This is a genomic window from Bartonella sp. CL100XZDX (assembly GCF_042195375.1).
Taxonomy (GTDB): domain Bacteria; phylum Pseudomonadota; class Alphaproteobacteria; order Rhizobiales; family Rhizobiaceae; genus Bartonella.
In genome coordinates this window covers 13,148-38,567 of sequence record NZ_JBHIOH010000041.1, presented here as the reverse complement: position 1 = coordinate 38,567, position 25,420 = coordinate 13,148, and the positions used below count along the sequence as shown (strand labels likewise).

Sequence of the window (25,420 nt, the reverse complement as noted above, 5' to 3'; positions counted from 1 at the left end):
ACTATTCCCCTATCTTATGATTTATGGCTTGTATAATATTACCCTGCTTACCCCCATCCGCAGGAAATATCAAACGGATCATCGCACCACGACCTTCATAAAAACTCTCCGGTGCATCATGAAGCTCCATGAAACCACCGTGATCTTCAATAACTTTGCGCACAATGGCTAACCCCAGTCCTGTTCCTTTTTCCCGCGTTGTTATATAGGGTTCTAATAACTTTTGTCTTTGCTCTTTAGGAAGTCCTTTCCCGTTATCAACAACATCCACAACCACCCATTCTTTCTGTCGATAAGAACGGACAAGAATATGACCGTGAATATTTTCCTCTCGCATAACTGAATCTATGGATTCGCTCGCGTTTTTGATAACATTGCAGAAAGCCTGTACAATGAGACGGTTATCAAATGCACCCATAAGTGGTAGAGTTCCTAAATCTTGCTCAAAATGAATATCATGTCGCGTCACCTCTATCAAGAAACATGCTTCGCGCAACAATTCTCGTATATCTAAAATATGCATTTTGGGTTTGGGCATACGTGCAAAAGAGGAAAACTCATCAACCATACGCCCAATATCTCCAACCTGCCGAATAATCGTGTCAATACACCGCTCAAAAACCTCTCTATCTTGTGTAATAGCTTTGTTATAACGTTTACGAATGCGTTCAGCGGATAACTGAATAGGTGTAAGAGGATTTTTAATTTCGTGCGCAATACGCCGCGCAATATCCGCCCACGCTGCTGTACGTTGCGCTGCAACAAGGTCAGTAATATCATCAATTGTTAGAACCCAAGATTGCCCCTGTCCATCATCCTCCTCCATCGTAACTTGAACATTACAGACACGCTCTTTTCCTGCAACGTTTAAAGTGACCTGTTCACGATGGTTTTTACGATCTAATGAACGCACAAACTGAAAAACCTGCCAAATTTCAGCGCTTAAAGATAAAAGACTTTGTCCAACAACGTGCTCAGAGCGAATATCAAACATCGCTTCAATAGACCGATTGATAATGGTGATATCACCATTATCATCTATACCTGCTACTCCCGCTGTTACACCCGATAACACAGCTTCAGAAAAACGCCGTCTTTCATCAATTTGATCACGCACTGCAATCAACTCATTACGCCGACTTTTCAATTCACTGACCATGTAATTAAAAGTTTTGGATAATTGCCCAATATCTCCATCTTTTGCTCGTACTGGCACGAAAATTTCCATATTTCCAGAAGCAACATCATCGGCAGCACTAATGAGAAGACGAATAGGACGCACTAAACGATCAGCAACAGCAATAGCAGCCCAAATAGCTGATAAGAATAAACTAAAAAAAAGACACAAATAAAGCATACCAAATGCAATCTGTGTCAGCAGGCGATTTTCATTTAAATCACGATAACGATCTGTATTAACTTCTGTCAAACGCAAAGCAGATAAAACACCTTTATCAACGTCACGCACCAAATATAAAAATGTGTTTGGAATGTTGGTAAATTTTAAAATAATACCAAAATAATCATGAACGCCTGGTTGAAAAGAAAAAGGTCTCGCACTGGTTGCACGTTCAATAAGATGAGAAGGAGGAATTGGCAGTTTATCTTCATCACCAAGAGCACTCGATACAAAAATAGCTCCGCTAGAACTTAACAAAAATGCACCACGCAAATTGCGTCCTATAGCATGACGCGTCAATTGCATCCTATATTCAGCTGGATTACGTTCTAAGAGTTTTTTGTTATCAAGTGCAAATGCCATCGCGTAGGATAAATTTTTTAAATTTTGAAGCATTTCATCTGCATAAGCATTTGCTAAATCAATAGAAGAGCCCACAATTTGCCGCGTTGTTGTATCAAACCATCGATCAAGTCCCAAATTTAGTGCTGGACCCGATACAAGAGCTACAGCAACAGCTGGCATTGTCGCAACAAGTGCAAACAATGAAATAAGGCGCACATGAAGACGCGATCCTGCACGCCTTGAACGCCAAGCACGAATGATCGGAATCATCTCATAAAAAACGATGACGATAAGCCCTAAAACCCAAAAACTATTAATCCCTATAAGAATAAGGGTTACTGTTCTACTGGGAACAACAGGAGTTAATCCAATAAGAATAATAAACGAAACAGAGGCCGTAAGTAAAGCCAATACAATAATTGTAATCCCTAAAAAAATATATACCTTACTTAAACGATACAACTCATCGTTATAAGTATTTTTATCTATGTCTTGAAGATTCGTCACAGATGTTATATTCGTCATGAGCTTACATACCCTTATCCCATTATTCTCATATAACCTTTTGTAGCAAAAATTGACAATACTAATACTACATTTAAAATAGGGCAAATATAGTCAATGAGGAAAAGCTTCTATATTTTGCAAAATATCTTTAAAATAGACTGTGTTCGACGATACTTTACGAAGGAAATGAGATGCGATTAACAAAACAAACAAATTATGCTCTTCGAATGCTCATGTATTGTGCAGATAATCAGGGAACTCTCAGTCGTGTTCCAGAAATTGCTAAAGCATATGCCGTTTCAGAACTTTTTTTATTTAAAATCCTTCAGCTGCTTGTTCAAGCAGGTTTTATACAAACAGTGCGTGGACGCAATGGTGGAGTTAGATTGGCTAAACCCGCAGCAGAGATTTCAGTCGCTGATGTTGTGAAAGTAACAGAAGACAACTTTTCCCTAGCAGAATGTTTCGATACTGCAGAACCAACTTGCCCCTTGTTTGATTTTTGTGGTTTAAATACCGCACTTCAAAAAGCATTAAATGCTTTTTTTGAGGTGTTGTCCATGATATCCCTTGCTGATCTACAACAACCATCCTTTCAAAATCATTTTAAAATTAATGACAAAAAAGAAAACTAAGATTATAATACAAGGAGATTAAGTATTTCTATTGCAGCAATAATATTAGCCGCTGGACGGGGTGAAAGAGCAGGATCTCCCTATAAAATTCCAAAACAATATCGGCTTCTAGGACAAAAGCCGATTATTTATCATACCGTGCATTGTTTTTTGCAGCATCCAGCTATCACAACAATTATCCTTGTTATTCATCCAGAAGATCGTCAAATCTGTGAACAAGCTATTGGCGATTTTAAAGAGCGCCTTATTATCGTTGAAGGAGGCAATACACGTCAAATCTCTACCTTACATGGACTTCAGGCACTTAAAAAATTTTCCCCCCAATATGTGCATATTCATGATGGTGCACGCCCTTTTATTGAAAACAAGCTTTTTAATAACATTCACAACACTATCACGCCTCAAGAAGGTGTTCTTCCTGTTCTGCCCATCTCTGATACCCTTAAACGTATAAATAATCAGCATGTTTTAGAAACAATTCCCCGTACCCATCTTTATAGTGCACAAACTCCACAGTGTTTTCCCTTTGAACATATCTTAGCGGCCCATAAACAAGCAAAACAAGCTTGCAAACAAGAATTCACTGACGATTCTGCAATTGCCGAATGGTTTGGAATTCCTATGCGTACCGTTCCTGGGGATCCTAACAACATAAAAATTACATGGCATGAAGATTTTAATACTGCACATTTATATCTCCAAAAGAAAATGCAAATGTTTCCTGATATCCGTACCGGCAATGGTTATGATGTTCACTCTTTTGAAGATGGTGATTTTCTTATATTATGTGGTATAAAAATCCCTTTTCATAAAAAATTAAATGGACACTCCGATGCGGATGTTGCTCTTCATGCATTAACAGATGCCCTTCTTGCAACTCAAGGTGCTGGAGATATCGGTACACATTTTCCTCCCTCTGATCCTCAATGGAAAAATGTATCATCAGAAATTTTTCTCCGTCATGCTCTCGATATTATAAAACAAGCAGATGGTCGTATCGCCAATGTTGATATCACAATTATCGCTGAAAATCCTAAAATTGGTCCCTATCGTCATGCTATGACAGAAAATCTTATGACAATACTTGCAATGACACCTGATCGAATCTCTATCAAAGCAACAACAAATGAAAAGCTTGGATTTATTGGTCGTGGTGAGGGAATTGCTGCTCTTGCAACAGCGAGCGTTCTTTATTCAGGAGAAATTCCCCAATGACATATCTTTGTGAAAAACAAGCACATGAAGTCCTTAATACCTTTCGCCAAAAAGGTTTACTGTTAACAACTGTAGAGTCTTGTACAGGGGGACTCATTGCTGCAAGCCTCACAAATATTGCAGGATCGTCAGATGTTCTCGACTGTGGATTTGTTGTTTATTCAAATGAATCCAAAACACGCCTTGTTGGCGTTTGTGCTGAACTTATAAGAACCTATGGTGCCGTTTCAAAAGAAGTTGCTCTTGCAATGGCGGAGGGTGGATTAAAACATTCACAAGCTGACATTGCAGTTTCTGTAACAGGGATTGCTGGTCCAGGAGGTGCAAGTCTTGATAAACCTGTAGGACTTGTGCATTGCGCAGTAGCTTATAAAAATCACCCCCCCCTGCACAAAGAAATGCACTTTGCTCATCTTAATCGCAATGCTATCCGCCATGCAACTGTTGAAAATGTTTTTAAAATGATTCTGGAATTACTTCACTGAATTCCCCATACTAATTTCAAAATTCTCTATTCCACATTGAGTCTATAGTCGCCCACAACTTGAAAATGAAAGACCTGAATAGCGTAAAGTTATCTCACTTCAGCCCTGTGTAGGTTGAATTAATTAAATTTATTCACTTGCACGCCACAAGAGAAAAAAACTGTAGTAAATAAAATGATTAAAGAAAGGGACACTTGTACCTCTCTCTCAAGTGCTAAGAGCTGGCGCAACATCTTGAGAGATGGCAAATAAATGGTGCAGGCTGACTTGTTCATAAACGTACAGATGTGGAGTTTATATGCTTTTACGAAGGATCTATACTATTTATTATGAGCACTATTATGAAATGGGTATGACGCAAGCATGTTCTATTTGGGCGTTCTGTTTAACGGATGTGTATCCATTAAAAAAGAGAGAAACAAAAGAGTGAAGCTGTACATCATCTTCATCATTTAAAATGATGTTCCTTCAATATGCTTTTGAAAGCTGAATTAAAAACAAATAGTAAAGATGGAAACCGGTTTTCACCTTCACGCTGTTATAAGCAATACGTATTGTTAAAAAATAACAGAATAGACTATGTGACCGTAGAGCCATAAATCTGATGCGCACGCTTCTCAAAAGCCTCGGTAAATTTACGAAACGCAATATCAAACATTGAGCCCATCACTAATCCAAGCGTTTTACTTTTAAATTCATAATCAATAAAAAACTCTACATTACATGCATTGGTATTTTCAATATCATGAAAGGCCCAACGATTTTCAAGATATTTGAATGGACCATCAATATACTTAACTTCTATAAGACTTTTTTCCGGCTGAAGAAATACTTGAGTCGTAAAAGTTTCACGAATAATCTTATAGCCAACGGTCATATCCGCAAGAAGCAATATTTTTTTTCCATATTCTTTTCGAGAACGTATTATTAAAGACTCACACATTGGTAAAAATTCAGGATAACGCTCAATATCTGAAACCAGATCAAACATTTCACTGGCACTATGGGTGATCTGCCGATGTATTGTAAAAATCGGCATAATTATCTCTGTAAGGAAAATTTTTCATCACGCGCTTTTTGCAAAATGGCAAAATCATCTCCAGCGTGATGAGATGAACGCGTCAGAGGATTGGAAGCCACATGTAAAAATCCTTTTACTTTACCAATCTTGGCAAAAGACTCAAATTCTTCAGGAGGCACAAAACGAACAACTGGATGATGTTTTCGTGTAGGCTGCAAATATTGTCCAATTGTCATAAAGTCAACATCAGCAGCGCGCAAATCATCCATCAATTGCAAAATCTCATTTCGCTCCTCCCCAAGGCCAACCATAATTCCCGATTTTGTAAAAATTGTTGGATCAAGTTCTTTAACGCGTTGTAATAAACGAATTGAATGAAAATAACGCGCCCCTGGACGGACCTTCAAATATTTAGAAGGAACTGTTTCTAAGTTATGATTAAAAACATCAGGCTTAGCAGCAACAACAACTTCTAAAGCGCCATCCTTATGACGAAAATCAGGTGTAAGAACTTCAATTGTTGTTTTAGGAGTTTTTTGACGAATCGCATAAATAACTTTTGCAAAATGCTCAGCACCACCATCAGCAAGATCATCACGATCAACAGATGTAATGACAACATGTTTTAATTCCATCCGTGCAACAGCATCGGCGACACGTTCTGGCTCATTATCATCAACGGCAAGTGGAATACCTGTTGCAACGTTACAAAAAGCACAAGCACGCGTACATATTTCACCTAAAATCATAAAGCTAGCATGCCTCTGGCTCCAACATTCGCCAATATTAGGGCAACCAGCTTCTTCGCATACAGTCACTAACTTATGCGTACGTACAATACCATGTGTTTCCTTATAAATTGGTGATGTTGGCGCTTTTACACGAATCCAATCTGGCTTTTTTTGAACGCTTGTATCAGGACGATGTGCCTTTTCAGGATGACGCAAACGTCTATTTGTAACTCTATCAACAACCGTAACCATTTAAGCCTTTGCCTTATAAATACGAAGTAACAATCAAAAATATAAAATTTTTCATACAATCCAGTCATCAAGCGTTTAAAACTTGACCATAAGCATCTAATACACTTTCTTTCATCATTTCCGATAAGGTCGGATGTGGAAAGACAGTATGCATTAATTCTTCTTCTGTTGTTTCAAGATTCATAGCAATAACAAAACCCTGTATCAATTCTGTTACCTCAGCCCCTACCATATGGGCCCCGAGAAGCTGTCCTGTTTTTTTATCAAAAATCGTTTTTACTAACCCCTGATCTTCACCCAAAGCAATCGCCTTACCATTCGCAGCAAAAGAATAACGACCAATACGTATATCATAACCTGCTTCTTTTGCAGCCGCTTCTGAAAGCCCTACAGAGGCAACCTGCGGTGTACAATATGTACACCCTGGAATTTTTCTTTTATCAAGCGGATGAGCACTCTTCAAACCTGCAAGATGCTCAATACATATCACTCCTTCTTCTTCTGCTTTATGGGCCAACATAGGAGGACCTGCTACATCACCAATAGCATAAATGCCTTCCACCCCCGTCCAACTCCATTCATCAGTTACAATGCACCCGCGATCGGTTTTTATTCCCAAAACTTCTAAACCAAGATTCTCAATATTACCTTGCACCCCTACAGCGGAAATTAACCGGTCAACAGTCATTGTCTCTATTTTACCTTGAACATCAATATGTACAGTCACAGAATCGGAAGACTTTTCAACCTTTGTTACTTTTGCTTGACGAAGAATGCGTAAACCTCTTTTCTCTAACTGTTTACGAGCAAACGTTGAAATTTCAATATCTTCAGCAGGCATGATATGAGGCATCATTTCAACAACAGTTACTGTCGCCCCCATATCACGATAAAAAGAGGCAAATTCAATGCCAATAGCCCCAGACCCTATAACCAAAAGCGATTTTGGCATTGCTGGCGGTATCATAGCTTCAAAATAAGTCCAAATGAGTTTTCCATCTGGCTCAATACCAGGAAGGACACGAGGACGTGCACCTGTTGCAATAATGATATGTTTTGCTTGATAAGTTCCCTTCCCTAACGTCCCTTTAGGGACTGGATTTTGCGGTTGCATAATCGGTTTGGAGGATGAAGAAACCATAATTTCCGCAGGATGGCTTCCCTTTGCTTCTTTAGTAAGCTTTGCTTCACCCCAAATAATATCAATTTTGTTTTTTTTCATTAGAAAATCAACACCAGCATTTAAACGTGCTGAAACACCGCGTGAACGTGCCACAACATCTTTGATTTTTGCCTCAATTGAACCATTAATTTTTAGTCCATAATTTTTTGCATGTTCAGCAAAATGTTTCATTTCCGCTGAACGTAGAAGGGCCTTTGTGGGAATACATCCCCAATTTAAACAGATCCCTCCCAAATGTTCACGTTCAACAATCGCAGTCTTAAAGCCACATTGTGCTGCACGAATTGCGGTTACATATCCGCCTGGACCTGATCCAATCACAATTACATCATAAAGATTTGCCACAGTAATTCCTCCATGGATATATATAAAACGGATATGCACTTTTTGAACTTAAGTCTGTAAAATAACATGACAGAATTATCTTATGTCTTTTGCTTACGTAAATGCTTTACCCAAACCAGAAATAGCAATAACATTGCTCTTCAAACTCGTTAAATTTGCTTTTATTCTCTTAATACACTCTCTCACAATTTACGTGAAGAACTGTTAAACAGTTCAAACCAACATTGCTAATGGATTTTCAATCATCTTCTTAAAAGTCCGCGCGATCTCTGCTGCTAAAGCACCATCGACAGCACGATGATCAGCAGAAATCGTAACTGACATAACTGTCGCAACGACTAATGCATCATTTTTAACAACGGCACGCTGCTCCCCTGCACCAATCGCAAAAATCGTCGCATGCGGTGGATTAAGAATAGCAGAAAAACTTTTTATACCATACATCCCCATATTTGATACAGCTGTTGTTCCACCCTGATATTCTTCCATTTTTAACTTGCCCTCGCGCGCACGCTTTGCAAAATCCTTCATCTCTTTGGAAATAAGTGATAACGGCTTTTCCTCTGCATGGCGAATAATCGGTGTAATTAATCCATTGGGAATAGAAACAGCAACCCCAACATCACAATGTTTATGATGAATCATCCCACCTTCAAGCCAAGAGACATTCGCATCAGGAACCGCTTTCAAAGAAAGTGCGACAGCTTTGATCACCATATCATTAACAGAAAGCTTATAAGTAGGCTGAGTTTCTTCCTGCCTTTTAACCATTGGTGCAGCAGCATTCAGTTGTGTACGCAGTGCTAATAGCGCATCAAGTTCACAATCTACCGTTACATAGAAATGTGGGACTTTCTGTTTTGATTCCACCAAACGTGTCGCGATTGTTTTACGCATATTATTATGGGGAACGAAGCTATATTCATCCTCTTTGAAGAGTTTCAATATCTGTTTGTCTGAAGCACCTGTAGCTGTTAGCTCCCTTATCTGTGATGAATAAGACACTTTAGAAATATCGCTGCTCACAGCTTTTTCCACATCGCGCTTAATAATACGCCCATGCGGACCACTTCCAGAAATAAGGGATAAATCAAGACCTGCCTGAGATGCTAATCGCCGCGCTAAGGGAGAGGCAAAAAGACGAGCTTCTTTTTTATCTTGCTGTATTAATTGCCCAGTTGATGATTCATGAGACATTTTTATTCCCTTTGAGTCCGTCTGTTTCAGAGAATCTGTCTGTTTGATGCCCTCTGATTCTTGTCTTGTAGAAGAAGAGATTTCTTCTGTAACTTTTGCAGCTTCAGCTAAATCTTCACCTTCTTCTGCTAAAACAACAATTAAAGCATTTACTTTAACGCCTTGTGTTCCAGCAGGAACAACAATTTTAGCAACCCTACCTTCATCAACGGCTTCGACTTCCATTGTCGCTTTATCCGTCTCAATTTCAGCAATAACATCACCAGAGGAAACCTTATCTCCCTCCTTAATATTCCATTTTGTTAAATTTCCCTCTTCCATCGTAGGGGAAAGCGCTGGCATTGTAATTTTAATGGGCATTATGCTTTCCTCCGTTATGCTCTGTATGTCACAGCCTTAACGGCCTCAATAATTTCAGCAGTATTAGGCAAAGCCAACTTCTCAAGATTAGCGGCATAAGGCATCGGAACATCTTTGCCAGAAATCGTAGCAATTGGCGCATCAAGATAGTCAAAAGCCTGCTGCATAACACGCGTTGCTATTTCAGTTCCCACGGATGACTGAGGAAATCCCTCTTCAATTGTTACCAAACGACCTGTTTTTTTAACTGACGAAAGAATTGTTGGAAGATCCATAGGGCGAATGGTTCGTAAATCAATCAATTCAACATCAATACCAAGTTTTTCAATTTCTGGTAACGCTTGAACAGCATAATGCATCCCAATTCCACATGCAACAATCGTCACATCTTGTCCAGACTTATGAATACGCGCCTTACCAATAGGCAAAAGAAAATCATCCAGTTGAGGAACATCAAATTGATGCCCATACAAAATCTCATTTTCAAGGAAAATAACAGGATTATCATCACGAATAGCAGCTTTCAGCAAACCTTTTGCATCTGCAGCACTATAAGGCATGACAACTTTCAGACCTGGTACATGACTATACCATGCAGCATAACATTGAGAATGTTGAGCACCAACACGGGCAGCCGCACCATTGGGACCTCGGAAAACCATAGGAGCGGTCATTTGTCCACCAGACATATAACGTGTTTTGGCTGCTGAGTTAATAATTTGGTCCATCGCCTGCATCGCAAAATTAAAGGTCATAAACTCGACAATAGGACGTAACCCACCAAAAGCAGCCCCGACAGCCAGCCCAGCAAAGCCGTGCTCTGTAATTGGGGTATCAATAACTCGGCGTTCTCCGAATTCTTCCAACAAACCTTGACTAACTTTATAGGCACCTTGATATTGCGCGACTTCTTCCCCCATAAGAAAAACTGTTTCATCACGCCGCATTTCTTCAGCCAAAGCCTGATTAAGCGCTTCACGAACTGTCATTGTAACCATTTGTGTTCCCGCTGGAATATCAAAATTAAGAGATGTATCAAAAGTAGGAGCAGCCTGCGGAACTGACAATGGCAGAGAAAGAGCAGATTCCTTAGGTTTTTGTGCTATATCAGTAGGTTGCGAAATATCCTCAGCACGCTCACCTTCTTCTAACAAAATTGCAATAACAGTGTTAACCCTTACGCCTTCTGAACCTTCAGGCACAAAAATTTTACCAAGAGTACCTTCATCAACGGCCTCTACTTCCATTGTAGCCTTATCCGTTTCAATTTCAGCAATAACATCGCCAGAGCTAACCTTATCACCTTCTTTCTTGAGCCATTTAGACAGTTTACCTTCTTCCATAGTTGGTGAAAGCGCCGGCATCAAAATATCAATAGACATACTTGCTTCCCTCGCATCAAACTAAAATATCAGTATAGAGCTCAGAAGCATCTGGCTCTTGATCACTTTGTGCAAAATCTACCGCATCAGCAACAATTGCACGGACCTCTTTCTCAATAGATTTTAAATCGTCTTCGCTCGCCCAATCTTTTTTAAGAATCCGACTTTTTACTTGATCAATCGGATCGTGCTCCTCTTTTATTTTTTGGACTTCTTCCTTTGAACGATATTTTGCTGGGTCAGACATGGAATGACCACGATAGCGATAGGTCTGCATATCAAGAATGATCGGTCCTTTACCTGAGCGTGCCCAAGAAATTGCTTCATCAGCAGCTCCTTTTACTGATCGAACATCCATACCGTCAACAACAATACCTGGAATTTCAAAAGAAAGACCACGTCGGGAAAAATCAGTTTCTGCAGATGCACGTGAAACTGACGTTCCCATAGCATACTGATTGTTTTCAATAATATAAACAACGGGAAGCTTCCAAAGTGAAGCCATATTAAAACTCTCGTAAACCTGCCCCTGATTTGCAGCACCATCACCAAAATAAACCAATGTCACATTATCTTTACCAAGGTACTGATTCGAAAATGCCAAACCTGAACCAATGGGAACCTGCGCACCAACAATACCATGTCCCCCATAAAAGTTCTTTTCTTTAGAGAACATATGCATCGAGCCACCTTTCCCTTTGGAAAAGCCACCTTGGCGCCCCGTTAATTCTGCCATGACACCACGCGGACTCATCCCAACCGCTAACATATGACCATGATCACGGTAAGACGTAATAACCTGATCACCTTCTTTTGCCGCTTTCAGTGTTCCTATAACAACGGCTTCCTGACCAATATAAAGGTGACAAAATCCCCCAATAAGCCCCATACCATAAAGTTGTCCTGCTTTTTCTTCAAAACGGCGAATTAAAAGCATTTCACGATAAGCATCAATTTCTTCTTCTTTTGTAAAATCTGCTATTGGTGCTTTCTTTGTGGTGCTTGATAATGCAGTGCGCGCCGCCGACGCAGAATTTTTTTTAAGTCGTTCTGCCATATTAAACTCCCTTTTATGATTATTTAGGAATAACCTTTACGAACAAAAGTTACAAGCCTTATCAATCGGCTTAAACAATATCATTGCTGATTGTTGTTTAAATTAAGCGATTTTTCATTTACCTTTGGTATCATTTCAAGGTATTAAGATTGTCAATTCATTTGGCTTAGAAAAGTTCAAATTCTTTCGGACATACTCATCCAACATATCTTTTTCTATATGCCCATTGCGTAAAAGAGAAATACGCTTTTCCATGAATATCCGCTCAGCTTCTATTTTATGAAGCTCCTTTTCTAATTCGCTAATATGCTGATTAACTTCACTGCGTGAATACAATCCATACTCACCATGATAAATGTGATAACTGAAATAGCTTAAGACTCCCACCGTCATAAGAGGTAGTACAAAGCGTACTTTGATTGATCGACGTTTCTGCTTTGTCCACATAAAATAGCACAGTCTTTACAGCACAAATTTCTTGATATTTTGCCCAACTATGCATGATTTTGATTAATACCTCATTACCAAATCTACACCAAAATAATTTGTTATTTCAATTTATCCCCCCTTAATACGATCAAAGTAAGCTGAATGCCCCCACTTTTTATATTATAAATATTGGATATCCTCTAAGTTGTGATTTTACACCCATCTTTGTCCTTAAAACTTCCTGTTAAAATGACTGTAAAATCAATCAATACCCAAGGTGTAATTATCAAAAAAATTCCTATAAGCCCTACCGGCATAAATATTACACTTATTATACTTATTACACTTATTATATTTATAAGAAGCATTGCAATGCCCGTTCCAACTTTACCAACCATAAAACGATGAAGTCCTAGTCCACCTAGAAAAAAACAAACGACCGCTAACGTCACTTTTGATTGCTGTGACTGACCTTCAGTCAAGATAGGGAAAATAGATTTAATGGTATCCCCTTCACACACAAAATCAACGACGTCACCAACTTTCGGCGGCGTTTTTCCTGACCAATCCCAATTCGCAAACTGATAGCGCTTACCATCAGCCCCTGAAATGAAATAATCTCCTTGATCATGACCAATAATCTTACCTTTCATCTTAACCACCTATAAAATTGTTATTCATAAAGAAGCTTTTCTTCTAATATGATAATATGTTGAATAAACCTCACTGCATGAATACAATCTGTATTCACCGTGATATATGACAATTTAAAAAGCTAAAAATTCCCTAACAACTTAAAATTCCCGCAATCACAAGTGGTAATACAAAGCACGCTGTTCGATTTGCACCTTTGCTTTTTTTCATATGAAATAGTACAGTCTTTTTCAATAGTTTTATTTAAATATTCATAATTTTCTTTAATATTTCACATTTAAAGACATATATTAAAATAATTTACATTATTAAATTAATATATTGACAACATTAAAAGTAAAGAAAGTGCCTCACTCTTTACTTTTTATATTATTCTAAAATTTCTACCAATTTATAATTTTATCCCCATTTTCATCCCTAAAATATCCGGATAAAATAACTATAAAATCAATGAATGACCAAGGACCAGTTACTAAAAGTATCCCTACCCCAAAAGTAAATGGTATACTTAGTAGGCTTATAAGAAGCATTACAATACCCATTCCAACTTTACCTGCCATAAAGCGATGAATTCCCAACCATCCAAAAAACCAACAAACAAGTGCTATCGCCAATCTTGATTTTTCTGACTGAGTTTTACTCACGAGAGGGAGAACAGATTTAACAACATTATCTTCATATACAAAATCAACGGTATCACCCACTTTTGGTGTTTTTTTTCCTAACCAATCCCAACTCGTAAATTGATAACGCTTACCGTCAGCCCCTGAAACAAAATAATCTCCTTGATCCTGACCAATAATCTTACCTTTTATTCTTGCCCACCTATAAAGCTGCTCCTCATGTGTTATTCATAAAGAGATTATTTCTAATTCGATAATATGCGGATTAACCTCACGGTGTAAATACAATTCGTACTCACCATGATAAACATGAAATTAAAATAGTTCGTAACTCCCCAATAATCTAATATTTCCCCCTGCTATAAGCAGTAACAAAAAACATGCTTTAGTTGATTTATATCTTTGCTTTACCCATATAAAATAGCATTGTCTTTTTCAATACGTTTACTTAGCTGTACATGTTTTTTAATATCTCATATTAAATAAATGTAGTACAATAATTTCGCATGATGCAACTTAATATATTTATAAAAATAAAAAGCGAGCTAAATTACTTTTTTTATTATAAGATTTTCACAAATCTGTAATCTGATTTCCATCTTTATCCGTAAATCTTCCACCAAGAATGACTATAAAATCAACAATTGCCCAAATGCCGGTAATTATCAATCCAAACAATGATAAAGATAGAACTAGCATTAAAGCACCAGTCCTAACTTTACCAACCATAAAGCGATGGACACCAAAGATACCTGCAACCCAACAAAGCAGTGCGAACATTATCTTTGTGTTCTCTGTACCTGATCTCAACAATGGAAAAACAGAACTGACCCCCCCCCCTTCACAGACAAAATCAACAGCATTACCAATCCTTGGTGGATTCTTTCCCAACCAATCCCAAGTCGCAAACTGATAACGTTTACCATCATCACCAGCAACGAGATAAGTTCCTTGATCTTGACTAATAATTATACCTCTCATCTTAATCCCTATAAATTTAAACACTTAAAAATTATTGCGTATATGCCTTTGATAAGAAATCTCAATTTCATAATCTAAATGATCTTATACTTTCATATTTTGTGCTCAGAACTATACACTAAATCACCAGCATAACGCGCTTGGGCTCCTAGCATTTCTTCAATACGAATAAGTTGATTGTATTTGGCTAATCTATCCGAACGTGCAAGAGAACCTGTTTTAATTTGTCCACAATTCGTTGCAACCGCAAGATCTGCAATGAAAGAATCCTCTGTTTCGCCTGAACGATGAGATATAATAGCACGATAACCTGCTTTATGTGCTACTTCTACAGCATCAAGTGTTTCACTCAATGTACCAATTTGATTAACTTTTATGAGAATAGAATTGCCTACCCCCATTTTGATACCATCACGCAAACGTGCTGAATTCGTTACAAACAAATCATCGCCAACAAGCTGACATTTTTCTCCAATTGTGTCAGTGAGTAACTTCCAACCTTCCCAATCATCCTCTGCCATTCCATCTTCAATTGTAATAATAGGATAATTTTTCACAAGATGTGCTAAATAATCTACCTGCTCTTGGATGTCTCGGCATTTCCCCTCACCTTTATAAAAATACGAACCATTTTTATAAAATTCGGTTGAAGCACAGTCTAAACCAATGGCAATTTGTTCACCTGGTTTATAGCCACATATCATGATAGATTCCATAATAAAACCAATTGCTTGATCAGCACTTTTAAATTGAGGTGCAAAACCACCTTCATCACCAACATTGGTATTATAACCCGCATCTTTTAAACGCTTTTTCAATGCATGGAAAATCTCAGCGCCATAACGGATAGCTTCTTTTACAGTAGGAGCTCCTATAGGGATAATCATAAACTCTTGAAAATCAATCAAATTATCAGCATGAACGCCACCATTAATAATATTCATCATGGGGGTTGGAAGAATATGCGCTTGTGTACCACCAATATAACGATACAAAGGTAAATTTAATGAATCCGCAGCTGCTTTTGCAACAGCTAATGAAACACCAAGAAGTGCATTGGCACCAAGACGGGCTTTGTTTGGCGTTCCATCCAAAGCAATCATTGCTTGATCAATAGCAATTTGATTTGTTGCATCCCGCCCACCAAGTTCTTCAAGAATTTCGCCATTAACTGCAGCAACCGCTTTTTCAACACCTTTCCCTTGATAGCGCAAACCACCATCACGAAGCTCTATAGCCTCGTGTGCTCCTGTTGAAGCTCCCGAAGGAACCAGAGCGCGACCAAAAGCTCCATTCTCCAAATGAACATCAACTTCTACCGTTGGATTACCACGGCTATCAAGAACTTCACGCCCAATGATATCGACAATTATAGTCATATGTGTTTCCTTATCCAATAAAAGTCTCGATTCATTTATAATGCCCTATTAATGAAATATTTTTTCTCTTCTCAACTCAACTTTTTTGACAGATAATCAAATTCCATTAAAGTCTCAAGCAATCTTTGTAAATCATCAACTTTAACCATATTGGGTCCATCAGAAGGTGCATTATCTGGATCTTGATGTGTTTCTAAAAAAATGCCAGCTACCCCAACAGAGACAGCTGCACGCGCTAAAATTTCAACAAATTGACGCTGCCCACCAGATGAAGCCCCCTGCCCCCCAGGTTCTTGAACAGAATGCGTTGCATCAAAAATAACAGGAGCACCAAATGAACGTAAAATAGGCAACGAACGCATATCAGAAATAAGTCGGTTGTAACCAAATGACGTGCCTCGCTCACAAAGCATAACATTCGGATTACCACTGTAAACAACCTTTTTTAAAACATTCTCCATGTCCCACGGCGCTAAAAACTGACCTTTTTTAATGTTAATAACACATTCTGTTTTGGCTGCTGCTACCAAAAGATCTGTTTGACGACATAAAAAAGCCGGTATTTGTAAAATATCCACTGTAGAAGAAACAATTGTACATTGCTCTTCTGTATGCACATCAGTTAATATGGGACAACTAAACTCTTTTTTTAAATCAGAAAAAATGGACATTGCTTTTTCAAGACCAATACCACGTGCCGCCCCCAAAGAGGTTCTGTTGGCTTTATCGTAACTTGATTTATAAACAAACCCGATACCAAGCTGATCGGTAATTGTTTTAATACGACCAGCCATTTCAAAAGCATGATCACGACTTTCCATCTGACACGGCCCTGCAATTAATGAAAGAGGCATTTCATTTGAAAAAATCATATTTCCAACTTTCACACGGGCATTTGGTTTAGTCATTTTTCCCTCAAAAGTAAAGTAACCCAATTTATGCATTAAACTAATCGACTTTGTTCTACAGCAGCTTCAATAAAAGAAGAAAAAAGCGGATGTGGATCAAAAGGACGGGATTTTAATTCTGGATGATATTGAACACCAATAAACCATGGATGATCTACATATTCTATCGTTTCTGGTAAAATACCATCAGGAGACATCCCAGAAAAAATCAAACCGCACTGTTCTAACTTATCCTTATAATCAATATTGACCTCATAACGATGACGATGTCGCTCGACAATCTTGGTCATCCCATAAATTTGAGCAATATGACTCTCTTCTTTTAATTCAGCAGCAAAAGCACCAAGGCGCATCGAACCGCCGAGATCACCATTTCTTGTACGTTTTTCAAGGACGTCTCCTTTAAGCCATTCTGTCATTAAACCTACAATTGGATTGTCTGTTTCGCAAAACTCACTCGATGAAGCATTCTCAATCTGTGCAATATTGCGCGCAGCTTCTATACAAGCTAATTGCATCCCAAAACAAATCCCTAAAAATGGAACTTTACGCTCTCGTGCAAATTGAATTGCTCGAATCTTCCCTTCTGCCCCACGTGCCCCAAAAGCACCTGGAACCAAAATTCCATGGGCTTTTTGTAAAGCTGAAACAGAATCTTCTTTTTCAAAAAGTTCCGAATCAATCCACTCAATATTAACTTTCACTCTATTCGCTAAACCACCATGCGCAATCGCTTCAATAAGAGATTTATAAGCATCCTTTAAGCCCGTATATTTTCCTACAATAGCAATCGTGACTTCTCCTTCAGGATTGTGAATACGATGCGTAATATCCTCCCAACGATCCATCTTGGGGGAAGGTGCCGAATCAATTCCAAAAGCGCAAAGAACTTCAGAGTCCAAACCTTCCTTATGGTATGCCATAGGAACATCATAAATCGTTGGCATATCTAATGCCTGAATGACTGCATTGGAGCGAACATTGCAAAAAAGTGATAATTTGCACCGTTCTGTTTCTGGAATAGATCGATCTGCACGTACAAGCAAAATATCAGGAGAAATACCAACTGCTTGCAATTCTTTGACAGAATGTTGTGTTGGTTTCGTTTTTAATTCACCTGCTGAAGGAATATAAGGCATTAATGTGAGATGGACATAAACGACATTTTGTCTCGGTAGCTCATTGCGAAGCTGACGAATCGCTTCTAGAAAAGGCATTGCTTCAATATCACCAACCGTTCCACCTATCTCACATAAAACAAAATCAAATTCTTCATTTCCCATCGTAATGAATCTCTTAATTTCATCCGTAACATGAGGAATAACTTGGACTGTTGCCCCCAAATAATCACCACGCCGCTCTCGTTCAATGATATTGCGATAAATACGCCCTGTTGTAATACTATCTTGGCTATTTGCAGAACGCCCAGTAAAACGCTCATAATGACCAAGATCAAGATCCGTTTCTGCACCATCATCGGTCACAAATACTTCACCATGTTGATAAGGTGACATCGTACCTGGATCAACATTTAAATAAGGATCAAGTTTGCGAAGACGTACGCGATAACCACGAGCCTGTAATAACGCTGCTAACGCCGCCGCTGCGATGCCTTTTCCAAGGGAAGAAACCACACCACCAGTAATAAAAACATAACGTGCCATGGGCTTATGGTGATAAGCAATTTATAATGATTTTTCCAGCAAAAAATGCAAAAAGAAACAATTTTTCTTCTAAAATAAAAAAGGTGAAAAAATCACCTTTTTAAAAAGTCTATATTTTCTTAAAAAACTATTTTGTACTGTTATCCGGAACTGTGTTTTCAAGAACCTGTGGAACTGGACTTTCTGCTTCAGGATTTGTGGACTGTTTCTGTTCCTGCGGAGAATTCGAAGTGCCTCCTAGCTGTTCAAGAACAGAAGGGGAAGACTCATCATTTGATGATGGAACTGAGCCTGAGCCTTTATCGGTAGAATTCTGTTCTGAATTAACCGGTATACGCTTTAAGATATCAGAACTAGAATTTGATATATTACCCACCACGGTAAGTCCAATAGACACAACAAAAAAACAACAGGCTAAAATAGCAGTCAAACGTGTTAAAGGGTTTCGAGATCCACGAGTTTTCATCAACCCTGAGCTATTACTCACACCTAGCCCACCACCTTCTGAAGGTTGAATCAATATAACACCAACCAAAGTAATCACAATCAAAAAATGAATAACTATAAGTACTGTTTGCATAAACCCTGCTCTTCAAATAACTCTTTAATAGCTATTTACACATAAATAACGCACAATCCAAGGGGAAACTCAAATTTCTCTGCTATAGTTTACGACAAACATCGCAAATAGTTAAAAAATCAATCGCTTTTAAGCTTGCTCCACCTATCAAAGCACCATTAACATGAGCAATGCTTAAAAGCTCAAATGCATTGGATGGCTTTACGGATCCACCATAAAGCAAACGAATCTTATTGCCTTCATCACCAAAACGAGAGCGCACCTTATCACGAATGAAATGATGTACTTTTGCAATATCTTCTGGAGTCGCTGTATTGCCGGTGCCTATCGCCCAAACTGGTTCATAAGCGATAATGGTATTCTCTTCTGTTGCATCATCTGGTAAAGATTCTTCAAGCTGCTGCGTGAGAATATCCAGCACTTTATTATTCTTACGCTCCTCCAATGTTTCACCAATACACACAAGAGCCACAAGACCTGCTCGCCACGCAGCTTGTACTTTGGCACAGACAATCGCATCATTTTCTTGGTACACTGTACGACGTTCTGAATGCCCAATAATAACATGACTTGCTCCCGCTTCTTTAAGCATAAAAGCTGAAATATCTCCAGTATAAGGACCATGATCATCAAAGTGACAATTTTGTCCTCCTAAAAGGAGATTTTCACCATTCAGCGTATTAGAAGCACGCGATAAAAGCGTTGCTGGAACACAAATAAGCGCCTCAAAAAGATGACCTAGATCAGAGCTAACGCCTGTAGCAATAGCACGCAACTCTCCAAGCGATTCACTCGTTCCATTCATTTTCCAATTTCCAGCAAGAAAAGGCCGAATATTTTGAGACATATTTTCACCTCAAGAGCTCTTACAATACATTGTTTATCTGTAGTTACCAAATTATAAAATGAAAGCAAGTCTTTAAAGCTTGCATCTTTTATCTCTTTATTGCAAATTCCATTACAGCTTTGATAATAACTCACATTAAAAATGGACCTGAACAATGCTTGACATCATAAGAAATGCTACAAATTCTTGGATTTTTAGAATTTTCCTTGCTATTTTACTCTTATGCTTCATTCTTTTATGGGGGGTACCGCAGTTACACAAAAAAAGTGAAAGAGATCTTATTACTTCTGGAAAATCCACAGTAACTGTCGATGATTATCGTCTTGCACTCGCCGATCAAAGCGCACGTTTAGCATATGCAGCTCATCTTGGACGAATGTTTACAGCAAATGAAATGCAGCAATACCAAATTCCTGCTTTTGTATTTAATCAATTACAACAAAATGTACTTCTTGATGAACAAGCACGTAAAATGAAAATAAGTCTTTCAAAAGATACAATAGCTCATACGATTGGTTCTGATAAGATGTTCCAGGTAAATGGCACTTTTGATAAAAACTTGTTTTATAACTATCTTCAGCATTTACGTATTAGTGAAAGTGCTTTTCTTAATTATTACACCAAACAAGAAAAGCGTAATCAGCTTATTGCTGCTTTACTTTCTGATATGAAGGCACCAAATCTCTTTTATAAAGCACTTGCTCTTTATCAAGAAGAAATGCGTATTGCTGATTATCTTGTTATTGATCTAAAAGAAAAGAAAACAATTGCTGATCCTGATTACGCAACATTACAAAAATGGTTTGAAACACATCAAAGTCAATTTCGTGCTCCAGAATACCGCACTGTCTCTTTGCTATCTATGGAACTTAATGATTTTGTAAAACCTCAAGATATCTCAACAGATGAGGCGAAAGCCTATTATACACAAAATGCTTCACGTTTTGTAACGCCTGAAAAGCGTACATTCGAAGAACTGCGATTCCCCTCACGCGAAGAAGCCGATAATGCAGCAAAAAAAATAGCTGATGGATTGAGTTTTGATGAACTGGTAAAAGCTGAAAAAAAGACTCTTAATGAAATAAAAAAAGGGCCTCTCGCAGAAAATGAACTTCCTAATCATCTGACATCTGAAATTTTTGAACTTCAACAAGGCCAAGTCAGTTCTGTGATAAATGACTTACAAGGACCTGTTATCATTCGCGTCACGCATATTGAACCCTCAAGCTCTCTTCCTTTTGAAAGTGTAGAAGAAAATATTCGCCAAACACTTGCCAAAAATCGTGCTACTGATGATATCCGTAACAATTATGCAGCCATTGAAAATGCTCGTTTTGAGGGTGCTTCTCTCAAAGAGTTAGCTGACCAATACAAGTTATCTTTGCGCACAATTACCATTGATAAAACAGGAAAAACGCTTGAAGGTGCAATACTCACGGATTTACCTCAAAAAGATATTTTACTGAATGCCATCTATCAATCAAACGAAGGAGTCGATCTTGATCCTCTCTCTTTTCAAAATGGTGGATATCTCTGGTACAAGGTCGATAAAATTATTCCTGCCCGTGATAAGACACTTGAAGAGGCTAAGCTAGATGTTCTTTCTCAATGGAAAAATGAGGAAATCCAACGTCTTCTTGATGAAAAAGCCCAAAATGCTCTCAAACAGCTCACGGAAGGAAAAAGTCTTGTTGCTCTTGCTCATACCCTTGGTGTTACAAAACAAACAACACCAACCCTCCGGCGTCAAGACTCATCTGAAACCCTTGGCGTTGAAGGCATTAAAGCATTATTTTCCGCTCCCAAAGGTCATTATGGCATCATAAAAGGTCCGGTTGCAACAAACCGTATCATTTATCAAATAAAGACTGTAACCATGCCTAAAGATATCACGTCTCATACTCTTTCAACTGAAGTCCGCACCAATATAGATATGATGATAAGAGAAGATCTCAAGCTAGAAATGCTACAAGTTGCCAATAAAGAACATCCTTTGGAAATTAATAGCACAAATTATAATCAGATCTTTAACGCTCTCCAATAAAAAGATTTTACATAATTTAAAGAACTTATTTGATAAAGTTTCCGTCAGCTCTTCGTCTATAGTTGAAGAGGTAAGATAGATCTCTTGTTTGCATATCTTAGGATCAAACATTTGTATAATGATTCATTCTCTCGCAAATCAGTGCATGTATGGATTTGCGAGAAAATAGTCAATGGAATGTAGAGTCGTTTTTGCAACGCATTAAAAAATATTATTCATCCAAAGGTTGTAAAGGTTGTCGCCCATTAAGCTATAAATATCATCCCTATCGTCACTCATTTATAGCGCATCATATTACTACTCTTAATATCATTCATAAGGAGCATATTGCTTCTTCCTTAAATGATTTCATTTACACACCAAACTTATAATATACAAAAAAACTATTTTTAAAATTCATTATAAAAATGGAGAAATCTTTTTCTATTCAAGACTCTCATTCAATATGAGAAAAAACAAATTATCATTATAAATCAATATATTCATAAATCATAACAGTCATCAATTATGATGTTATAATTTCTCAAAAATAAGAGTTTTTTATAGACTTATAGACTGCTAAGATAACTTCTCTCATAAAATAGAAATTTTATTTCATTTGCAAATGAGCTACAATCAATACATTCAGAGTACTTAAAAGTTCTTCATCAAACAAACCAATGTATTAAGATTTATCTCATGTTTTTCTTTCTCTGCATCTCACCCATCCAATACACTGTATAAAACATATTAATGATGAAGAAATACACTGTATTTTTAAGATCATAAAATTTCTTATTCTTTTGCGTTCATAACAACCAAAACATCAACATTTTTTATAACAAAAAAATGGTTTGGAATCACAATGGCTCCTTTTATCTTCATATGAGAAAATCAGTCTCCATGTTACGCATTCCAACGTAGTAATATTCTTTTACAGTATCTTTGGAAAATTGCCGCTTATTGCTGCCCTTGTTATCAACCAATAACGATATATCAATGGCAAAGTTGCACTCTCTTGAAAAATTGCTGCCCCCAGCTGTATAGCTTTTTGAAGAGAAGCCGGTACAATGACCAATGGAAGAAAAGCTGGCTTAAGAATTCTAGGTAAAGTACAAGAATACTCGTAAAATTGGGTATAATGATCGCGTGATAATGCTACCATAGCTTCAACAATACGACCCTTTTGTTGATCACTGAGACGATGAGATTCCAAATCTTCCCTATTCACTCCTACAGCCTTTAATATATCAGTAGGTAAATAATATTGATATCGTGATTGCATGAATGATAAAAGACGCAATACACCGCTTAATCCTTGAGAAATCCCTCCATGTTCATAGATATCTGTAAACTCTTGTGCAGTTTCAGGATCTAATATCTGACAAGAAAGCTGTAAAATTATGCCTGCTGTCTCACCACAATAATGCTCTAGATCATGAAGTGTTTCTATTGGATTGTGATAAAGATCTAAAATTTGCGCATCACAATAACGTAAAAAAGCTGTCTTAGGTAAATTAAAAAGAGTCATTGCTTTTAATAAATCATTCAAAATCGGATTGTTTCCACTCGTTTGCATTTCACCATGAGCAATAGCATCATACCACCAACGTAACCGTATTTCTCCTATGAGTGGATCATGTACACTTTCGCGAATACGAGAAATTTCAGCATTAAATACATAAAGAGCAGCCAATGCTTGGCGCTGTTTTTTAGGCGCAAATAAAACCGATATATAGCGATCACGATCTATGGTACGTAAAATATCAAGACAATAAGAAAGAGAGCCTATCATTCTATGAACCTATTAACGTCCCTTTTTTAGCAATTAAATTAATATCCTCTTTTTATTCATATTAAAAAATGAAGGATAAGCAAATACAGTTCAGAAAATAAGATTTTTAAATGTGTCTCTTAACTGTATTGTGAATTAAAGTTTCTTTTCTAGTCACTTTTCGTTTTAGAAAGAAAAAAATTAAATAAATAATTTTTCTGATAAAACTTATCTTATAGGACTTCAAGTTTTCATTTGCAGTAAAAAAGCTAAAAAACAATCGTAACATGCATAGTAAAACTTGAACAACAAACAACGAAAAACACTTTTTCAGTGGATAGATGACAATGTTATTTTATAAAAAATACACTGATCACAAAAACTTCATCAACTCATTGACCTCCTCCCCATCCTAAAAGACAAAGGTTCTTACCAATACCAATTTGTAAAAAGTCCAATTGCTCTCGGTGAGTTTCTGTTACTATCAATACATTTATTTATAATCATAATTTGTTGTTTTGTATGTTAAATTAATAAAAACCATTCCCTTGCACGTCCCAAGCGTAACTGGCTTGTAGGTAACAACTGTATAAGAAAGAATTAAAAATGCCTCTTATGAACTGTCTCAAGTGCCAAGAGTTGATCACTCATGTGATTCATTAGGAACGACGAGCAAGCTTTGTCCTAAATACTTGCCGCTGTATTTAAAAACACTTTAATATGTTAAGTTATGTATATTCTATACCCTTATATCACCGCCTTAAACGACGGTACTTTACGGCGCAGAAAAATAATCGCACAAGTCTTTCATACTAGACGAGAGCATTTGTTTTATTAAACAATACTCTATTCTACCGCAAATAATAACGCCGCAACAGCGCGATCTTCAGCCAATAAAACATTAAATGTACGCACCGCCGCTCCCGTACTCATTGTATCTGATGAAATACGTTTTTCCCCTAAAAGCACCCGTAACTCTTCAGGTAATCGTAATAATTCAATTCCAGTACCTATTAATAAAACTTCGATTTCAGAAGCTTCTTCTAAAATACGATATATATCCCCTTGAGTGGGAATAGGCCCTGCCATGTCAATGCCATAAATACCTGATGGTACACAAATAATAGAACCTCTATGAGACATATCAGCAAAACGAAACCCACCATTTCCATAAGCATCAATAGGTGCGCGACTTGGAAAATGTGCTTCACGAATTTGAATTGCATCGAACATGAATAAGCACCTTTTATTTTTGAATAATCCAATTGTCTTTGCTACTTCTCACCATAAAAATTAAAGTAAGGCTGATATAAACATTGATATGTTAACCATAACCTAGTACTGAAGTGAAAATTTTTATATAATACCCTAATCTTCTCATACAACAAATATAGGAAAATTTGGTAATAAATCGCGATAAATTGCTATACCTGCTTCAATAAAT

22 protein-coding genes are annotated in these 25,420 nt (G+C 37.5%); 4 read left to right on the top strand and 18 right to left on the bottom strand.

Annotation, left to right across the window (positions count from 1 at the left end):
- Window position 1 precedes the first annotated feature (1 nt).
- Window positions 2–2,269 carry a PAS domain-containing sensor histidine kinase gene (locus tag ACFILU_RS04000; protein ID WP_273791152.1) on the bottom strand — a complete coding sequence of 756 codons (2,268 nt, stop codon included), beginning with the start codon at window positions 2,267–2,269 and terminating at the stop codon, window positions 2–4.
- A gap of 173 nt (window positions 2,270–2,442) precedes the next feature.
- Here ACFILU_RS04000 and rirA point away from each other — a divergent pair, with 173 nt between their 5' ends.
- From rirA to ACFILU_RS03985, 3 genes are read left to right on the top strand one after another with little or no spacing between them, the layout of a single operon-like run.
- On the top strand, window positions 2,443–2,886 hold the full coding sequence (gene rirA, locus ACFILU_RS03995; RefSeq protein ID WP_273791151.1) for an iron-responsive transcriptional regulator RirA: 444 nt from the start codon (window positions 2,443–2,445) through the stop codon (window positions 2,884–2,886).
- A gap of 24 nt (window positions 2,887–2,910) precedes the next feature.
- Entirely contained in the window at window positions 2,911–4,101 is a 1,191-nt protein-coding gene (locus ACFILU_RS03990; protein ID WP_273791165.1) for a bifunctional 2-C-methyl-D-erythritol 4-phosphate cytidylyltransferase/2-C-methyl-D-erythritol 2,4-cyclodiphosphate synthase, read from the top strand.
- Window positions 4,098–4,586 (top strand): CinA family protein, encoded by a 489-nt coding sequence (locus tag ACFILU_RS03985; protein ID WP_375631353.1) that lies wholly within the window; start codon window positions 4,098–4,100, stop codon window positions 4,584–4,586. The genes ACFILU_RS03990 and ACFILU_RS03985 overlap by 4 nt, the downstream gene beginning before the upstream one ends.
- Before the next feature lie 577 nt (window positions 4,587–5,163).
- Here ACFILU_RS03985 and ACFILU_RS03980 read toward each other — a convergent pair.
- From ACFILU_RS03980 to tpiA, 15 genes are all read right to left on the bottom strand, one after another.
- Entirely contained in the window at window positions 5,164–5,625 is a 462-nt protein-coding gene (locus tag ACFILU_RS03980) for a type II toxin-antitoxin system RatA family toxin (protein ID WP_273791149.1), read from the bottom strand.
- A gap of 2 nt (window positions 5,626–5,627) precedes the next feature.
- Window positions 5,628–6,590: a lipoyl synthase gene (gene lipA / locus ACFILU_RS03975; protein WP_375674849.1), complete on the bottom strand. Its 963-nt coding sequence runs from the start codon at window positions 6,588–6,590 to the stop codon at window positions 5,628–5,630.
- 67 nt (window positions 6,591–6,657) lie between these two features.
- A complete protein-coding gene (gene lpdA / locus ACFILU_RS03970; protein WP_375674848.1) occupies window positions 6,658–8,118 on the bottom strand; it encodes a dihydrolipoyl dehydrogenase in 1,461 nt (486 codons plus the stop codon).
- 213 nt (window positions 8,119–8,331) lie between these two features.
- Entirely contained in the window at window positions 8,332–9,675 is a 1,344-nt protein-coding gene (locus ACFILU_RS03965) for a pyruvate dehydrogenase complex dihydrolipoamide acetyltransferase (protein WP_375674846.1), read from the bottom strand.
- A 14-nt stretch (window positions 9,676–9,689) separates the two neighbouring features.
- Window positions 9,690–11,057 carry a pyruvate dehydrogenase complex E1 component subunit beta gene (locus ACFILU_RS03960; protein WP_375662772.1) on the bottom strand — a complete coding sequence of 456 codons (1,368 nt, stop codon included), beginning with the start codon at window positions 11,055–11,057 and terminating at the stop codon, window positions 9,690–9,692.
- 16 nt (window positions 11,058–11,073) lie between these two features.
- Window positions 11,074–12,114, bottom strand: coding sequence for a pyruvate dehydrogenase (acetyl-transferring) E1 component subunit alpha (gene pdhA, locus ACFILU_RS03955; protein ID WP_375674844.1), 1,041 nt, complete (start codon window positions 12,112–12,114; stop codon window positions 11,074–11,076).
- A 135-nt stretch (window positions 12,115–12,249) separates the two neighbouring features.
- Window positions 12,250–12,561: a septum formation initiator family protein gene (locus ACFILU_RS03950; RefSeq protein WP_012754998.1), complete on the bottom strand. Its 312-nt coding sequence runs from the start codon at window positions 12,559–12,561 to the stop codon at window positions 12,250–12,252.
- 182 nt (window positions 12,562–12,743) lie between these two features.
- Window positions 12,744–13,196, bottom strand: coding sequence for a TM2 domain-containing protein (locus ACFILU_RS03945; protein ID WP_375674843.1), 453 nt, complete (start codon window positions 13,194–13,196; stop codon window positions 12,744–12,746).
- Between the two features lie 384 nt (window positions 13,197–13,580).
- Window positions 13,581–14,012 (bottom strand): TM2 domain-containing protein, encoded by a 432-nt coding sequence (locus tag ACFILU_RS03940; RefSeq protein ID WP_375674859.1) that lies wholly within the window; start codon window positions 14,010–14,012, stop codon window positions 13,581–13,583.
- 381 nt (window positions 14,013–14,393) lie between these two features.
- A complete protein-coding gene (locus ACFILU_RS03935) occupies window positions 14,394–14,801 on the bottom strand; it encodes a TM2 domain-containing protein (protein WP_375674841.1) in 408 nt (135 codons plus the stop codon).
- A 92-nt stretch (window positions 14,802–14,893) separates the two neighbouring features.
- On the bottom strand, window positions 14,894–16,180 hold the full coding sequence (gene eno / locus ACFILU_RS03930) for a phosphopyruvate hydratase (RefSeq protein ID WP_375674839.1): 1,287 nt from the start codon (window positions 16,178–16,180) through the stop codon (window positions 14,894–14,896).
- 71 nt (window positions 16,181–16,251) lie between these two features.
- Complete coding sequence (gene kdsA / locus ACFILU_RS03925) at window positions 16,252–17,088, bottom strand: 3-deoxy-8-phosphooctulonate synthase (RefSeq protein WP_375674838.1); 837 nt, start codon at window positions 17,086–17,088, stop codon at window positions 16,252–16,254.
- A 35-nt stretch (window positions 17,089–17,123) separates the two neighbouring features.
- A complete protein-coding gene (locus ACFILU_RS03920; RefSeq protein WP_273791140.1) occupies window positions 17,124–18,752 on the bottom strand; it encodes a CTP synthase in 1,629 nt (542 codons plus the stop codon).
- A 127-nt stretch (window positions 18,753–18,879) separates the two neighbouring features.
- Window positions 18,880–19,332 (bottom strand): preprotein translocase subunit SecG, encoded by a 453-nt coding sequence (gene secG / locus ACFILU_RS03915; RefSeq protein ID WP_273791139.1) that lies wholly within the window; start codon window positions 19,330–19,332, stop codon window positions 18,880–18,882.
- An 82-nt stretch (window positions 19,333–19,414) separates the two neighbouring features.
- Complete coding sequence (tpiA, locus tag ACFILU_RS03910; RefSeq protein WP_375631362.1) at window positions 19,415–20,179, bottom strand: triose-phosphate isomerase; 765 nt, start codon at window positions 20,177–20,179, stop codon at window positions 19,415–19,417.
- 154 nt (window positions 20,180–20,333) lie between these two features.
- Between tpiA and ACFILU_RS03905 the strand changes: the two genes are divergently transcribed.
- Window positions 20,334–22,223 (top strand): peptidyl-prolyl cis-trans isomerase, encoded by a 1,890-nt coding sequence (locus tag ACFILU_RS03905; RefSeq protein WP_375674837.1) that lies wholly within the window; start codon window positions 20,334–20,336, stop codon window positions 22,221–22,223.
- 913 nt (window positions 22,224–23,136) lie between these two features.
- On the opposite strand, the gene ACFILU_RS03900 is transcribed toward ACFILU_RS03905, so the two are convergent.
- Both ACFILU_RS03900 and ACFILU_RS03895 read right to left on the bottom strand, forming a co-directional pair.
- On the bottom strand, window positions 23,137–23,997 hold the full coding sequence (locus tag ACFILU_RS03900; RefSeq protein WP_375674835.1) for a phytoene/squalene synthase family protein: 861 nt from the start codon (window positions 23,995–23,997) through the stop codon (window positions 23,137–23,139).
- Between the two features lie 825 nt (window positions 23,998–24,822).
- Window positions 24,823–25,209, bottom strand: a complete 387-nt coding sequence (locus ACFILU_RS03895; protein WP_375674833.1) for an Mth938-like domain-containing protein — start codon at window positions 25,207–25,209, stop codon at window positions 24,823–24,825.
- Between the last annotated feature and the right edge of the window lie 211 nt (window positions 25,210–25,420).